Below are 14,403 nucleotides of genomic sequence, written 5' to 3'. Positions count from 1 at the left end.
AGACCGAGGGCCGATGCGCGAGAAGGAATTGCGGCTGGCGCTGATCTGCTACGGCGGGGTCAGCCTGGCCGTGTACATGCACGGCATCACCGGGGAAATCTGGCGGTTGGCGTGTGCGAGCCGCAACTTCCAGGACGGCGAGACACCCGGCACCGGGTCGGAAGGCGTCTATCACGCGCTGCTCGAGGAGATCGCGCAGCAAGCCGGCGTCCGACTGCGCATCCTGCCCGACATCATCGCGGGCGCGAGTGCGGGCGGCATCAACGGCATATTCCTGGCGCAGGCGCTGGCGACCGGCCAGTCGCTGGAACCGTTGACGACGATGTGGCTGGAGAATGCCGATATCGAGGCGCTGCTCGACCCCGATGCCGCGCCCGACCGCTTTTCCAAGATTTGGGCGACACCGCTGGCGTGGATGGTGGCCGACCGGAACCATATCGAGGGCACGGTCGAGCCCGGGTCGCGCGAGGAGGTGTCGCGCAAGCTCCAGCATTTCGTGCGCGCCCGCTGGTTCGAACCCCCGTTCGGCGGCGCGCGGCTGACGCATATGCTTCTCGATGCGCTCGACGCCATGGCGGCGGGTCCGGCCGGTCGGCGCCTGCTGCCGCCGGGACAACCGCTCGACCTGTTCGTCACCGTCACCGATTTCCGCGGCCATCCCGAGCGGCTCCGGCTCAATTCGCCGAGTGAAGTGGTCGAAACCGAACATCGGCTGGTCTTCCCCTTCTCCGACGACGGCGACGGTCGGCTCGGCGACGCGCCCGAACTGGCGCTCGCCGCGCGCGCGACCTCCAGCTTTCCCGGCGCCTTTCCGCCATTGAAAGTCGCGGAGGTCGACGCGGTGCTGGCGGAGCGCGAGCGGCGCTGGCCAGGGCGCGCGGCGTTCCTCAAGCGTGTGCTGCCGCGTCACGTCGCGGTCAACGCGGTCGATAGCGCGGTGCTGATCGACGGATCGGTCCTCGCCAACGCGCCGTTCCGCCCGGCGATCGACGCGCTGCGTGACCGGCCGGCCAAGCGACAGATCGACCGCCGCTTCGTCTACATCGACCCCGTTCCCGGCTATGACTTCAACCTGGGGCTGTCGAAGGTCGCGTCGCCCGGCTTCTTCCAGACTATCATCGGCGCGGTCAGCGAACTGCCGCGCCAGCAACCGATCCGCGACAATCTCGACGCGATCGACGCCCGCACCGCGCGGGTCGAGCGGTTGCGTGCGATCCTCGCGGGCCTGCGCGGCGACGTCGAGACCGCGGTCAGCAAGCTGTTCGGCTACACATTGCTGCTCGACTACCCGACACCTGCGCGGCTCAACGCCTGGCGCCGCCGCGCGCAGGTCGCCGCGGCAAAGGACGCCGGGCTGACCTATGCGGCCTATGCCCGGCTGAAGCTCGCCGACGTGACCGCAGGCACCGTCGCGACGCTGGCGCGCGCAGGCGGCGATACCGGACCCGACGGCGCGCGGCGCATCCGCACCGCGGTCGAGCGAGCCTTTGCCGATCGCGGTGTCACCATGGACACTGCCGCGGAGCTTTCGACGACGTCGCCCATCGTCACCGTCCTGCGCCAGTTCGACCTCGGCTTTCGCATCCGCCGGTTGCGGCTGATGGCGCGACGGCTGGCCGAGATGGACGATGTCGGCATCGACGCCATGCTCGGCCCGGTGCGCGAGGCGGTCTATGCCTCGCTTGCGGAATATCTCGACCTCGAACGCAGCGATGCCTTTGCCGCGCTGCGCCCCGATGTCCGCCGCATCTCGGCCGATCCCTCGGCCATGCTTGCTGCGCTGGACGCCGCGATGGACCTGCCCGCGATCGACGAACGCACCGACCAGCGCCTGTCGGTCGGCCTGACCGCCCTGCCCCGCGATCTGCGCCGCCCGCTGCTGCTCGGCTACCTCGGCTTCCCTTTCTACGACATCGCGACGCTGCCGATGTTGCAGGGCGAGGGGCTGGACGAGTTCGATCCCGTAAGGGTCGATCGCATCTCCCCCGACGACGCGACCGCCATCCGCGAAGGCGGCGCGGCCGCGACGCTGAAAGGCACGCAGTTCCACAATTTCGGCGCCTTCTTCAGCCGCGCGTACCGAGAGAACGACTATCTGTGGGGCCGGCTGCACGGCGCCGACCGGCTGATCGACATCGTCGTCTCGACCCTGCCTGCCAGCGCCCGGCTGAAGCCCGGTCGCATCGCCGCGATCAAGCGCGACGCGTTCGTGGCCATCCTGGCGGCGGAGGAAGAGCGCCTGACCGCGATCCCCGGCCTGTTCGAGGCGTTGCGCCGCGAGATTGGGTAGGACTGGTCAAATCTGAAAACCGTGCATAGGGTCATCCCATGCAGTTCCTCAAGACGTTGCTGATCGTGTTCACCGTCGGTCTGGCGGTGGCCTTCGCCTTCAACAACTGGACGAGTGTCGACATCCGCCTGTGGGGCGGGCTGCTCGTCGACATCAACAAGCCGTTGTTAATGCTGGCGTGTTTCCTGCTCGGCCTGGTCCCGACGTGGCTGTGGCAGCGTGCGATCCGCTGGCGACTGGCGCAGCGACTCGCGACCAGCGAACGGACGGTTGCCGACCTGCGTGTCGCCGTCGCGACGCCGACGCCGCCTGCGACGACCCCGGTGAGCGCGATCCCCGCGGCTGACGGCGATCCCGTGCCACCGGTTGCCGGGATGAGCCCGCTGTCATGAGCTCGCGGCTCTACGTCGCACTCGACACCCCCGATCTCGCCCGGGCCAAGGCGATCGCCCAGCGCGTCCGCAATCACGTCGGCGGACTGAAGCTGGGCCTGGAATTCTTCATGGCGAACGGCCGTGCCGGGGTGCGCGAGATGGCCGACATCGGCCTGCCGATCTTCCTCGACCTGAAATTCCACGACATTCCCAATACCGTCGCAAAGGCGATCCAGTCGCTGCGTCCGCTGGAGCCCGCCATCCTGACCGTTCACGCCAGTGGCGGCCGCGCGATGTTGGAGGATGCCAAGGCCGCGGCTCCGGTGGGCACGAAGGTCGTCGCGGTGACGGTGCTGACCAGCCTGGACGGCAGCGATCTCACCTCCATCGGTCTCGCCGCCGATCCGCACGAACAGGTCATTCGCCTGACCGAACTCGCACGCGAGGCCGGGATCGACGGCGTCGTCTGCTCGGGCGAAGAGGTAAAGGCGGCGCACAAGGCATGGCCATCGGGGTTTTTCGTCGTGCCTGGCGTCCGACCGGCCAACGGGATCGCGGGCGACCAGAAGCGCGTCGTGACGCCGCGCGCCGCGCTCGATGGCGGCGCGTCAATCCTGGTCGTCGGCCGCCCGATCACCCAGGCCGAAGATCCCGATGCCGCCGCGCGGGCGATCGAAGCGACGCTCTGAACCCGGCCCTTGGCGTCAGTCGCGCGCCAGATGCACGAAGTCGCGCTCGAAGCTCTTCAGATGCGCACCGCCATCGACGAAGATCACCTGCCCCGTCACGGCCTGCGCCTGCGCCAGCCAGAACACGGCATCGGCGACTTCCTCCGCCCGCGCGTTGCGGCCGAGCGGCATCAGCGCCCCGACCCGCTCGACCTGCCCCGGCGCATAGTCCTCTGTCGGCAGCACCAGCCCCGGCGCAACGCCGTTCACACGCGCCCGCGGGGCGAGCGCCACCGCCAGGGTCCGCGTCGCTTCCGCCAGTGCCTGTTTCGACAGCGTATAGGTCAACTGGTCGACCGGCGGATTGGCGATGCGCTGGTCGAGGATGTTGACGATCGCGCTCCCCGCTTGCGCCTCGGCCACCGCCGCCGCCAGTGCGACCGGCGCGGCCAGGTTGGTCCGCAGATGGTCGATCACGCCGTGATAGGCGCCCTCGGCACCCTCCATCGCGGCGAAGCGCGACGCGCAGTTGACCAGCAGGTCGATCGGCCGACCGAACCGCATCGCAACCGCGCGCGGCAGGTCGGTGACCGCGTCGGCATCGTCCAGATCGGCGACAAACATCTCGCACCGCCGCCCGTCCAGCCGCGCCGTCAGCCAGTCTTCGGGCGCATCGCCGCTGCGCGAATGCAGCGCCAGATCATAGCCCCCTTCCGCCAGTCGCGCGGCGATACGCGCGCCCAATCGCCGCGCACCGCCCGTGACGAGTGCCAGCGGCACGATCAGCGCCGATGCCGGACGAGCGTGATGCCGATCGATTCGCCGGCTTCGGCGATCGCCAGCTTGATGATCTTCACCTGCACCCGCTTCACCCGCGGGTCCTGCAGGAACAGCGTCTCGGCGATATGGTCAGCGACCCCCTCAATCAGCGTGAAGTGCACGCCTTGCGGCAGCGCCTCGGTCGCGGCGTGGCGCAGGTCCATGTAACTCTTGGACGCCGACAGCGGCGTGTCCGGCGTGAAGTGCGGCGGGCAATCCATCTCGACGTCGAGCGAGATGCGCAGCGGCTGCGCCAGATGCGTTTCTTCGGAATAGATGCCGGTCAGCACCATGGCTTCCAGGTCGTGGACCTGAAGCGTCAGACTGTCATGCACTGCGGTCGTCATCCCGGAATCGCCTGTCTATCGGTGCGGCGCATAGCAGATGCGCCCGGCTGCGAAAGCCCGTCAGACGCGCGCGCGGACGGCGCCGCTGTGGTGCGGCACGCCGTCGCCGCGGGCGAGCAGGCGACGCGGCTCGAACCGCCCAGGCAGGCGCCACGCGGCCGTCGCCTCCGCGGTGAAGCCAAAGAAACGGCCGTAATATTCCGGATCGCCGATTAGCATGAGCGCGCGCGCGCCGGCGATATCGGAGGCATCCGCCGCGGCAAGCATATGCGCCATCAGCTGCCGCCCGATCCCGCCGCGCTGGATGGCGGGCTCGACCGCGACCGGGCCGACCAGGATCATCGGCACGGCGGCACCATCGTCGCCGGACAGTTCCACCGGCCAGCACTGGATCGTCCCGGCAAGGTCCGCCCCGTCAAGGATGGCGAAGCTCAGCGCGGCGATCGGCACCGTTCCTGCGCGCAGACGATAGGCCGTCCGTCCATGCCGATCGGCACCGAACGCACGATCGAGCAGCGATTCGACCGCAGGCGCGGGAACGTCGGATAGCGGGATGATCGTCACGGGCGGCAGTCGCTTGAAACACAAACCCCCGCCGGACCGGCTGGTCCAGCGGGGGTGTGGCGCGCCCGGAACGATTCGAACGTCCGACCCTCAGATTCGTAGTCTGATGCTCTATCCAGCTGAGCTACGGGCGCTTGGGAGTGGCGCTGATACGAGGCGAATCGGGGGTTGGCAACCCATTGCTTGCAGAAAAATGCATCCCTAGGTTTCGGCCATGAAATATCGCTCGCTGCTGCTGCCGATCGCCCTTTCCGCTTGCGCAAGCCAGCCGGATACCGCCCCATCGCTGCTGCCGCGGGCGATCGAAACCCGCACCGATACGCCGATCGTGCGCGACGAAACCGTAAACCCCGATCCTGCGCTCGATGGGCAAATCCGCGAGCGGGTCGCGACGTTCGACCGGGCGGTCGCGGCGTTCGACGCGGGCAGGACGACGCTCGGGCGCCGGATCACGGCCGGCCGCGGTGCCGCCGAGGGGTCGGAACGCTGGCTGGATGCGCAACAGGCACTGGGCGAGCTCCAGCAGCTGCGCACCGCGACCGATGGTGCGCTGACCGAGATCGAGACGCTGGCGATCGACCGGGGCGCGAAGGGTCTGCTCCCCTACCCGGCGCTCGACGCGGCGATCGCGCGCGCGCAGGGCGTCGTCGATCGCCAGGTAACCGAGGAGAATCGCCTCCGCGCGCTGCTCGCCTGACCTGTCAGCGAAACTCGCGCAGCACGGGAAGGATCGTCGCATAGTCGTCGGTCCACGGCGCCAGGTCGCGCCGCGGGTAGAGCGGCCGCCACGCGCTGCCGTCGCTGATGACGGTCGCAAATGTGCCGGGCTCGCGTGTCAGCACGATCCAGTCGCTCATCGTCGCCTGCGCGCCTTCGCTCTCATGCGGCTGATATTGCAGCATCGCGCCCATCCATCCCCGCGCCGACGCCGCGACGACCGGTTCGAGCTGGAGGAAGCGGTTGGAGGTGTGGACGAGCAGCAGCCCGTTCCGACGCAGCACCCGGCCATAGGTCGCGAACGCCTCGCGCGTCATCAGGTGCATCGGGATCGCGTCGGACGAAAAGGCGTCGAGCACCAGGATGTCGAGCGAGCCGCTCGGCTGCTGCGCCAGCCGCATCCGCGCATCGCCGATGACGATGCGCGCGTCGGGCAGGCAGCGCGACAGGAACGAGAATTTGGAAGGATCGCGCGCGATGGCGACGACTGCCGGATCGATCTCGAAGAACGTCCAGCGCTGGCCGGCCCTGGCGTAGCAGGCGAGCGTCCCGGTCCCGAGCCCGACCGCACCGATCCGCGCGTTGGGCCCATATAACTGCGGCGCCATGCGCAACGCGACGCCGACGCCCGAGCCCTGAACGTAGTAGCTCGTCGGATATCTTTCGCGCTCGGGTGACCCGGTCAGCTGGATGCCGTGCAGCGTCGTGCCGTGCGCCAGCGTGCGTTCGTTGTCGTAGCTGCGGATCGTGTACACGCCGAAATAGCTGCGGGTGCGGTGCTGGCCATCCATCGTCACTTCCAGCGCCCGCCAGCCGCCGAACAGCAGCAACGCACCGACCAGCGCGATCATGTACGGCACGCGCCGCCCGACCAGCAGGACGCCGAGCGCGCAGAGAATCAGATAGACGATGTTCTCGACCGACGAATCGCCCGCCGCCTCCCGCAGGATCGCGAGCACCGCGAGTCCCGCGACGACCAGCGCGACGACCGCTACCCGCACCGTCATTCCTCGCCGATCGGTCGACCACAGCCGCGCGGCCAGCGGCAACAGGTAGCGTTGCGGCACCAGCAACCCGGCCGCGATCACCAGCAGCGGATATTCGTAGGTCCAGTCGAACACCACCGGCGCGACCAGCCCCGAAAACACGCCGCCCAGCGCACCGCCGACCGACATCGCCAGGTAGAAACCGGTCAGCCGGTCGGGTGCCGGCCGCAGGTCGTACATCCGCGTGTGGAGTGCGACCGACACGACGAACAGCAGCAGCAACGCGATGCCGGCGTTGAGATACGGCATCGCGTGGTGCCCGGCGATCATGACGCCGCCGAACAGCAGGATCGTGATCGGCGAGAACTGCGTTATGACCTCGGCGATGCCCCGCCGCACCGCGAACGCGACCGAGAAGCTCAGCAGATACAGCCCGAGCGGCAGCACCCACAGCAGCGGCACCGCGACGATGTCGGTCGTCAGGAAGGTCGATGTCGCCAGCATCAGCCCCGACGGGACGAACGCCAGCGCGATCCACAGCAGCACGCGCCGGATGCGGGCCGGCGGACTGACCTCACCCACCGGCGCATCCTCCGCCACCCGACGCGGCAGCCGCCACGCGCAGGCGGCGACCAGCACGAACAGCGCGACATAGCCCGCGCTCCACATCAGGCTCTGGCTGTCGAGCGCCATCGTCGGTTCGACCAGCAACGGATAGGCGATCAGCCCGCCGAAACTGCCGATGTTGGACGCGGCGTACAGCGCATAGGGATCGCGGCCCGGGGCGGCGACCGCATACCAGCGCTGCATCAGCGGCGCCTGCGCGGAGACCGCGAAGAACAGCGGTCCGATCGACGCGCCCAGCAGCCACGGCACCCACACCGCGGGCTCGGCATCGGCCGGCATGTCGAAATCGTAGAGCCCGATCGGCAGCCACAGCGCGGCGACCGCCAGCACCGCCAGATGCACGACCGCACTCTGCCGCGGGCGAAGCTTGCTCAGGCCGTGCGCATAGGCGTAGCCACCCAGCAGCAGCGCCTGATAGACGAGCATGGCGGAATTCCACACCGCCGGTGCACCCCCCAGTCGCGGCAACGCCATGCGCGCGACCATCGGCTGGACGAGGAACAGCAGGAACGATCCGCTGAGGATCGTCGCGACGAACAGCGCCCGCGCGACGCGCGGCGTGGACGCCTCGCTTGCCTCGCTCACGCCCCCAGCAACCGCGCGGCCAGAGGTGCGTGGTAGGTCAGCACGCCCGAACACCCCGCGCGCTTGAACGCCATCAGCGTTTCCAGCACCACCGCGTCGCGGTCCGCGGCGCCGGCGGCGACCGCCGCCTCGATCATCGCATACTCGCCGGACACCTGGTACGCGAACACCGGCACGCCGAACTCAGCCTTCACCCGCGCGACGATGTCGAGATAGGGCAGGCCGGGCTTCACCATCACGCTGTCGGCGCCCTCGGCCAGGTCGAGCGCAACTTCGCGGATCGCCTCGTCGGCGTTGGCCGGATCCATCTGGTACGTCTTCTTGTCGCCCTTCAACAGCCCGCGGCTGCCGACCGCGTCGCGGAAGGGCCCGTAGAAGCCGCTCGCGTACTTTGCGGCATAGGCCATGATCTGGACGTTGCGGTGACCGGCACCCTCCAGCCCGTCGCGGATCATGCCGACGCGACCATCCATCATGTCGGACGGCGCGACGATGTCGGCCCCTGCGTCGGCCTGCACGAGCGCCTGGCGGACGAGCACTTCGGCGGTTTCATCGTTCAGGACATAGCCCGCGGCATCGATCAGGCCGTCATGGCCATGGCTGGTGTACGGGTCGAGCGCGACGTCGGTCAGCACGCCCAGGTCGGGTGCGGCATCCTTGATCGCGCGGATCGCGCGGCACATCAGATTGTCGGGGTTGAACGCTTCCTCGCCCGCCTCGGTTCGCAGGTGCGCCGGCGTATTGGGGAACAGCGCGACGCACGGGATGCCGAGGGCCGCTGCCTCCTTCGCGCGCTCGGCGATCTTGGCCAGCGACCATCGCGAGACGCCCGGCAGGCTGACGATCGGTTCCTCGTCCGCGCCTTCGCTGACGAACAGCGGCCAGATCAGGTCGGCCGGGGTCAGGACGGTCTCGGCATGGAGCCGCCGGCTCCAGGCGGAGGCGCGGGTACGACGCAGGCGAAGCGCGGGGTATTGGGACATGGCCGCCAGCCTTGCGCCATCGGCCGGAGCGCATCAAGCGTTACGCACCCGAAACCGGCTGCTGGGCGTTGCACCGCATCATGACCCGATTCACCTCCGCCGCCCTGATCGTCAACGCCAAGTCCCGCCGTGGCCAGGCGCTGTTCCAGAAGGCGTGCCAGGCGCTGGACGCGGTCGATTTCCCGGTCGACGCCCATGCCGTCGAGGACCCGAAGGACCTGGAGGCGACGGTCGAGCGCGCCCTGGCCAAGAAGCCGGAACTCGTCATCTTCGGCGGCGGCGACGGGACGATCAGCGGTCTCGTCGACCTGCTGGTCGGGAAGAATGTCGTGCTGGGCGTCCTGCCGCTCGGCACCGCCAACAGCTTCTGCCGCACGCTCGGCATCCCGTTCGATATCCCGTCCGCGGTGCGGGTGCTGAGCGAGGGGCGCCCGAAGCGGATCGACCTCGGCATGATCGACGACGATTATTTCGCCAATGCCGCCACGATGGGCATTGCGCCGCGCATCGCCGAAACCGTGCCCCACGACCTGAAGAAGTGGCTGGGTCGCCTGGGCTATCTCAGCTGGGCGGCGGTCCAATATGCCAAGTTCCGCCCGTTCCCGGTCACGGTCGATGACGGCACCGGTCACCCCCGCGTCATGCGCGCGGTCGAGGTCCGGATCGCCAATGGCCGCTTCCACGGCGGGCAGGAACTGATGGAGGATGCGGCGGTCGACAGCGGCGAGATCGTCGTGGAGGTGGTGCGCGGGCATCTGCGCAGCCGCCTGCTCTACAATTGGGCCGCCAACGTCCTGCGCCTGCCGCAACGGCGCGAGAAGGTGACCGTCTTCCGCGGGCAGGCGCTGCGCATCGACAGCGACAAGCCGCGCCCCATATCGATCGACGGCGAAGTGCTGGCAAAGACGCCGGTGACGGCCAAGGTCGCGGCGGGGATCATCGAGGTGATGGTGCCGGCCTGACACTTAACCCGTTCGCCCTGAGCGCGTCGAAGGGCTGAGCTTCTTCGTGCAGCAGGAACGCGGGCCCGACGAAAAGGCAGTGCTTCGACAGGCTCAGCACGAACGGTGTGAAGGATGTCTCATCCTGTCGGATGCACCCGCCCCGCCGGCTCACCCCCGGCGTGCGCCTGCTCCATGCACTCCGCCGGCTCGGGCGCCAGCAGCGCCCCGCCCCGCCAGTTGCCGTAGCGATAATAGGCCGCTGCCATCATCAGGTTCGCCACCGAGCCCGCCGGAAAGCTCCACCACAGCGCATCGGCGCCCCATGCCGGCAGCAAGGCCGCGACGAAACCCAGCCGCACCGGATACATCGACACGAACAGCATCACGAGCGGCGCGACGACCGCGCCGTTCGCGCGGACGGTCGAGAACAGCACCATCGTGGCGCCGAACAGGATGAAACCCCACGCCGCGACCAGCTGGATGTGCTGCGCGATCGGCATCGACGGGCTGCCTTCCGCGAGAAAGAGACCCAGCACCGTACGGTCGAACACGGTTGTCGCCGCCACCATGACGCCGGTCAGGGCGAGGTTGGTGAGGAGGCCCGCCCGCGTGATCCGGTCGACCCGGTCCCACCGCCCCGCGCCGATATTCTGCGCCGCCATCGCGCTCACCGCCGCGCCGATCGCCAGCGCCGGCATCTGGATGTAGGTCCAGAGCTGCTGCGCGACGCCGTAGGCCGCGACGGTCTCGACGCCCTGCCGGTTGACGAGCCCCGCCATGGCGAGGCCGGCCGACGAGATGACCAGCATCTGCGCACCGATCGGCAGCCCCTTGGTCGTGATCGTCCGCACCAGCGGTCCATGGGGTTTCAGATAGCCGAGCTCGCTCCCGCGCAACCGCAGCGGCAGGTCGCGGGCGTAGATGAAGAGGATCAGGCAGCCGAGCGAGATGTGATTGGCGATCAGCGTCGCGGTCGCCGACCCGGCGATCCCCATCTGCGGGAACGGACCGATCCCGGCGATCAGGAACGGGTTGAGGCCTGCGTCGATGACGACGCTCAGCGCCATGAACCAGAAGGGCGTCGTCGAGTCGCCCGTGCCTCGCAGCCCCATCATCACCAGCACGCTCAGCATCGAGGCCGGCAGACTGAGAAAGATGACGCGCAGATAGGCGAGCGCCAGCGGAAAGGCATCGCCCGGCGTCGCCAGCAACGTCAGGATCTGGGGCGCAAAAATCCAGCCGAGCGCCGCGATGACGACCGCCCCGCCCAGCACCAGCCCGACCGCCGTCCCGAACGCGCGGCGCGCCGCATCGATATCGCCGCGGCCGATCGCCTGGCCCACCAGGATCGTCGCCGCCATGCCGAAGCCGAACACGGCGCCGAACATCAGGAACATGATGATGTTCGCGTTCGACGTCGCCGCCAGCGCCGCTTCGCCCAGGAAATGTCCGACCCAGATCGTGTTGATCGACCCGTTCAGCGACTGGAGGATGTTGCTGCCGAGCGTCGGCAACGCAAAGGCGAGCAACGTGCCCGCGATCGGCCCGGACGTGAGGTCGCGGCCCTTGCCGGCCCTTCCGCTGGTGAGCGGACGTTCTGGTACTGCCTCGCCGTCCGCCACAACACGCCCCTTCGACAATCCTCCCCTGCAAGGGGAGGTGGCAGGCCGCAGGCCTGACGGAGGGGTGTCAGCCCATCGATAGCGGGACACCCCTCCACCATCCTGCGGATGGTCGCCCTCCCCTTCCAGGGGAGGATTTTCGTTCAGCCCAGACGCCCGAGCGCCGCCGTCAATCGCTCGGCCTCCGCCGATTTCTCGGCATGATCCGCCTTGGCTTTTTCGACCGCCTCGGGCTTCGCGCGTTCGACGAAACTCGGATTGCCCAGACGCCCGGCCAGCGCATCGCGTTCCTTTTCCGCCGCAGCGATCGCCTTGGTCAGCCGCGCGCGTTCGGCCGCGAGGTCGATGACGTCGCCCAGCGGCAGGACGAACGTCGCTTCGTCGACGACGATCTGCAGCGCCCCGCCCTCCGGCGCTGCGCCCTCCGTCCGGTCGATGCGGGCGAGCCGCGCGATGACGGCTGCCTGGGCGGACAGGCGCGCATCGGTCGTCACCGACGCCTCGCGGACATACACCGGCAGGCGCGCGCCCGGCGGCACGTTGAGTTCGGTCCGCGCCGCACGAACTTCGCTGACCAGCCGGATGAGCCATTCGATCTCCGCCGCGGCTTCAGGATCGAGCGCGCGCGCGTCCGCCATCGGCCATCTGGCGACGATCAGGTCGTGTTCACGGGGGTGGGCGGGACCGGCAAGCGCGTGCCACAGTTCTTCGGTGATGAAGGGCATGAACGGGTGGAGCAGCACCAGAATCTGATCGAGCACCCAGCCCGCGACGGCGCGAGTCTCGTCCGCGCCCGCGACGCCGTCGCCTTGCAGCACCGGCTTTATGAGTTCGAGGTACCAGTCACAGAACCGGCTCCAGACGAACTGGTAGATCGCATCCGCCGCCCCATCGAAGCGATAGTCGGCCAGCGCCAGATCGACCGCCTGGATCGCCTGCACCGTCTCCGCGACGATCCATTTGTTGACCGCCAGCGTCGCCACCGGTGGCTCGAGCGTCGCTGATGCGCCGATGCCGTTCGACTGGCAGAAGCGGCTGGCGTTCCACAGCTTCGTCGCGAAGTTGCGATACCCCTCGACCCGCTTCTCATCCATCTTGATGTCGCGGCCCTGGCTCTCCATCGCCGCCATGAAGAAGCGCAGCGCGTCGGCACCGTATTGGTCGATCAGCCCCAGCGGATTGACGACATTGCCCTTCGACTTCGACATCTTGGCGCCATCGGCGGCGCGAACCAGGCCATGGAGGTACAGCGTGCGGAACGGCACATCCTTCAGGAAATGCATCCCCTGCATCATCATGCGCGCATCCCAGAAGAACAGGATGTCGAAGCCGGAAATGAGCACGTCGTTGGGGTAGCGGCGCTGCCATTCGGGCAAATCCTCCCCGGCAGGGGGAGGATTTTGATCCGGCCAGCCCATCGTCGCGAACGGCCACAGCGCGGAGGAGAACCACGTGTCGAGCACGTCGGGATCGCGGATCAGTGCGACGCCCGCACCGGCTTGCGCCTGTGCCTCTTCCTCGGTCTCGGCGACGTAAGCGGTGCCGTCCGAATCGAACCACGCCGGAATCTGATGCCCCCACCACAACTGTCGGCTCACGCACCACGGCTGGATGTTCTCCATCCAGTTGAAAAACGTCTTCTCCCACGTCTTCGGCACGATCTGGATGCGTCCGTCGCGCACCGCCTCGATTGCCGGCTTGGCCAGCGTCGCGGCGTCGACATACCATTGGTCGGTCAGCCACGGCTCAATCACGACGCCAGACCTGTCGCCATACGGCGTCTGGATCGTCCGCGGCTCGGCGTCATGCTCTTCGCCGTCCTTGTCGACGTGCGGGATCAGGAAGCCCTCATCCTTCAACTGCGCGACGACTGCATTGCGCGCCTCGGCAGTCGACAGGCCCAGGAATGCGTCCGGAATCAGCCCGTCTGCGGTCTGAACGATGCGCGCCTTCGCATCGAGCATGTTGAGCATGTCGCGCGCGGCGATGCCGGCGCGCTTGCCGACCTCGAAGTCGTTGAAGTCGTGGCCCGGCGTGATCTTCACCGCGCCCGACCCCAGTTCGGGATCGGCATGTTCGTCGGCGACGATCGGGATAAGGCGCCCGGTAATCGGCAGCCGAACCTGCTTGCCGATCAGCGCGGTGTAGCGCGCGTCGTCGGGATGCACCGCGACCGCCATGTCGGCCAGCATCGTCTCGGGCCGGGTCGTCGCGACCTCGATATGGCCCGACCCGTCGGCCAGCGGATAGCGCAGGCGCCAGAAGCTGCCCTTCACTTCGCGCGTCTCGACCTCCAGGTCGCTGATCGCGGTGCCGAGGCCCGGGTCCCAGTTCACCAGCCGCTTGTCGCGGTACAGCAGCCCCTCGCGGTGAAGCTCCACGAACACCTTCAGCACGGCCTTCGAGAAGCCGGGGTCCATCGTGAACCGCTCGTTCTCCCAGTCCATCGAGCAGCCCAGGCGACGCAGCTGCGACGTGATCTCGCCGCCGCTCTCCGCCTTCCACTGCCACACGCGGTCGATAAATTCGTCGCGGGTGAAGTCGGTGCGCTTTTCGCCCGCGGCGTTCATCTGCCGCTCGACGACCATCTGCGTCGCGATGCCGGCGTGGTCGGTGCCGACCACCCACAGCGCATCCTTGCCCTTCAACCGCGCGTGGCGGACCAGGATGTCCTGCAACGTGTTGTCGAGCGCGTGGCCGATGTGCAGGCTGCCCGTGACGTTGGGCGGCGGATTGACGATCGTCCAGGGCTCGGCATGCGGGCGGTCGGGGCGGAACTGGCCGCTCCCCTCCCAATGCGCGTACCATTTCGCCTCAATGGCGGTCGGATCGAAGGTCTTTGCGAGTTCGGTCATACGGGCGGCCTTAACCGCCCGC

At 68.4% G+C, this 14,403-nt stretch carries 12 protein-coding genes and 1 tRNA gene; 5 read left to right on the top strand and 8 right to left on the bottom strand.

Annotated features, from left to right (window positions below; genetic code table 11):
• Positions 1 to 13: 13 nt before the first annotated feature.
• Genes ASE86_RS07875 through pyrF form a run of 3 tightly spaced genes read left to right on the top strand, consistent with a single transcriptional unit; the run spans position 14 to position 3,353 of the window.
• The gene (locus ASE86_RS07875) at positions 14 to 2,290 is read left to right on the top strand and encodes a patatin-like protein (protein ID WP_056424275.1); all 2,277 of its coding nucleotides are present in this window, start codon (positions 14 to 16) and stop codon (positions 2,288 to 2,290) included.
• A 38-nt stretch (positions 2,291 to 2,328) separates the two neighbouring features.
• Positions 2,329 to 2,682, top strand: a complete 354-nt coding sequence (locus ASE86_RS07870) for a hypothetical protein (RefSeq protein ID WP_056424273.1) — start codon at positions 2,329 to 2,331, stop codon at positions 2,680 to 2,682.
• Positions 2,679 to 3,353 (top strand): orotidine-5'-phosphate decarboxylase, encoded by a 675-nt coding sequence (gene pyrF / locus ASE86_RS07865; RefSeq protein ID WP_056424271.1) that lies wholly within the window; start codon positions 2,679 to 2,681, stop codon positions 3,351 to 3,353. Before ASE86_RS07870 ends, pyrF begins: the two co-directional genes overlap by 4 nt.
• A 15-nt stretch (positions 3,354 to 3,368) precedes the next feature.
• Here the strand turns inward: pyrF and ASE86_RS07860 are convergent, their stop codons facing one another.
• The 4 genes from ASE86_RS07860 to ASE86_RS07845 form a co-directional block, all read right to left on the bottom strand.
• Complete coding sequence (locus tag ASE86_RS07860; RefSeq protein WP_235524020.1) at positions 3,369 to 4,112, bottom strand: SDR family oxidoreductase; 744 nt, start codon at positions 4,110 to 4,112, stop codon at positions 3,369 to 3,371.
• A 2-nt stretch (positions 4,113 to 4,114) separates the two neighbouring features.
• On the bottom strand, positions 4,115 to 4,486 hold the full coding sequence (locus tag ASE86_RS07855) for a dihydroneopterin aldolase (protein ID WP_082441855.1): 372 nt from the start codon (positions 4,484 to 4,486) through the stop codon (positions 4,115 to 4,117).
• Positions 4,487 to 4,558: 72 nt separating this feature from the next.
• Positions 4,559 to 5,062 (bottom strand): GNAT family N-acetyltransferase, encoded by a 504-nt coding sequence (locus ASE86_RS07850; protein ID WP_056424266.1) that lies wholly within the window; start codon positions 5,060 to 5,062, stop codon positions 4,559 to 4,561.
• A gap of 57 nt (positions 5,063 to 5,119) precedes the next feature.
• Positions 5,120 to 5,196, bottom strand: a tRNA-Arg gene (locus tag ASE86_RS07845).
• An 80-nt stretch (positions 5,197 to 5,276) separates the two neighbouring features.
• Here ASE86_RS07845 and ASE86_RS07840 point away from each other — a divergent pair.
• A complete protein-coding gene (locus ASE86_RS07840) occupies positions 5,277 to 5,759 on the top strand; it encodes a hypothetical protein (RefSeq protein WP_056424264.1) in 483 nt (160 codons plus the stop codon).
• Between the two features lie 4 nt (positions 5,760 to 5,763).
• Here ASE86_RS07840 and ASE86_RS07835 read toward each other — a convergent pair whose 3' ends face one another.
• Complete coding sequence (locus ASE86_RS07835) at positions 5,764 to 7,977, bottom strand: fused MFS/spermidine synthase (RefSeq protein WP_056424262.1); 2,214 nt, start codon at positions 7,975 to 7,977, stop codon at positions 5,764 to 5,766.
• Positions 7,974 to 8,960 (bottom strand): porphobilinogen synthase, encoded by a 987-nt coding sequence (gene hemB / locus ASE86_RS07830; RefSeq protein ID WP_056424259.1) that lies wholly within the window; start codon positions 8,958 to 8,960, stop codon positions 7,974 to 7,976. Before hemB ends, ASE86_RS07835 begins: the two co-directional genes overlap by 4 nt.
• An 80-nt stretch (positions 8,961 to 9,040) precedes the next feature.
• Here hemB and ASE86_RS07825 point away from each other — a divergent pair, with 80 nt between their 5' ends.
• Positions 9,041 to 9,922, top strand: coding sequence for a diacylglycerol/lipid kinase family protein (locus ASE86_RS07825; RefSeq protein WP_056426838.1), 882 nt, complete (start codon positions 9,041 to 9,043; stop codon positions 9,920 to 9,922).
• A gap of 119 nt (positions 9,923 to 10,041) precedes the next feature.
• Here ASE86_RS07825 and ASE86_RS07820 read toward each other — a convergent pair whose 3' ends face one another.
• Positions 10,042 to 11,526 (bottom strand): MATE family efflux transporter, encoded by a 1,485-nt coding sequence (locus ASE86_RS07820; RefSeq protein WP_056424257.1) that lies wholly within the window; start codon positions 11,524 to 11,526, stop codon positions 10,042 to 10,044.
• Positions 11,527 to 11,669: 143 nt separating this feature from the next.
• The gene (locus ASE86_RS07815) at positions 11,670 to 14,381 is read right to left on the bottom strand and encodes a valine--tRNA ligase (RefSeq protein WP_056424256.1); all 2,712 of its coding nucleotides are present in this window, start codon (positions 14,379 to 14,381) and stop codon (positions 11,670 to 11,672) included.
• Positions 14,382 to 14,403 lie beyond the last annotated feature (22 nt).

Source organism: Sphingomonas sp. Leaf33, assembly GCF_001421785.1.
In the GTDB taxonomy this organism is placed as follows: Bacteria; Pseudomonadota; Alphaproteobacteria; order Sphingomonadales; family Sphingomonadaceae; genus Sphingomonas.
Note: the sequence above shows the minus strand (reverse complement) of the source record. Positions and strands in the feature narration are given on the sequence as shown.

Coding starts and splice junctions, on each gene's coding strand:
- ASE86_RS07875 (WP_056424275.1), top strand. CDS start 14: ATGCGCGAGAAGGAATTGCGGCTGGCGCTGATCTGCTACGGCGGGGTC.
- ASE86_RS07870 (WP_056424273.1), top strand. CDS start 2,329: ATGCAGTTCCTCAAGACGTTGCTGATCGTGTTCACCGTCGGTCTGGCG.
- pyrF (WP_056424271.1), top strand. CDS start 2,679: ATGAGCTCGCGGCTCTACGTCGCACTCGACACCCCCGATCTCGCCCGG.
- ASE86_RS07840 (WP_056424264.1), top strand. CDS start 5,277: ATGAAATATCGCTCGCTGCTGCTGCCGATCGCCCTTTCCGCTTGCGCA.
- hemB (WP_056424259.1), bottom strand. CDS start 8,960: ATGTCCCAATACCCCGCGCTTCGCCTGCGTCGTACCCGCGCCTCCGCC.
- ASE86_RS07825 (WP_056426838.1), top strand. CDS start 9,041: ATGACCCGATTCACCTCCGCCGCCCTGATCGTCAACGCCAAGTCCCGC.
- ASE86_RS07815 (WP_056424256.1), bottom strand. CDS start 14,381: ATGACCGAACTCGCAAAGACCTTCGATCCGACCGCCATTGAGGCGAAA.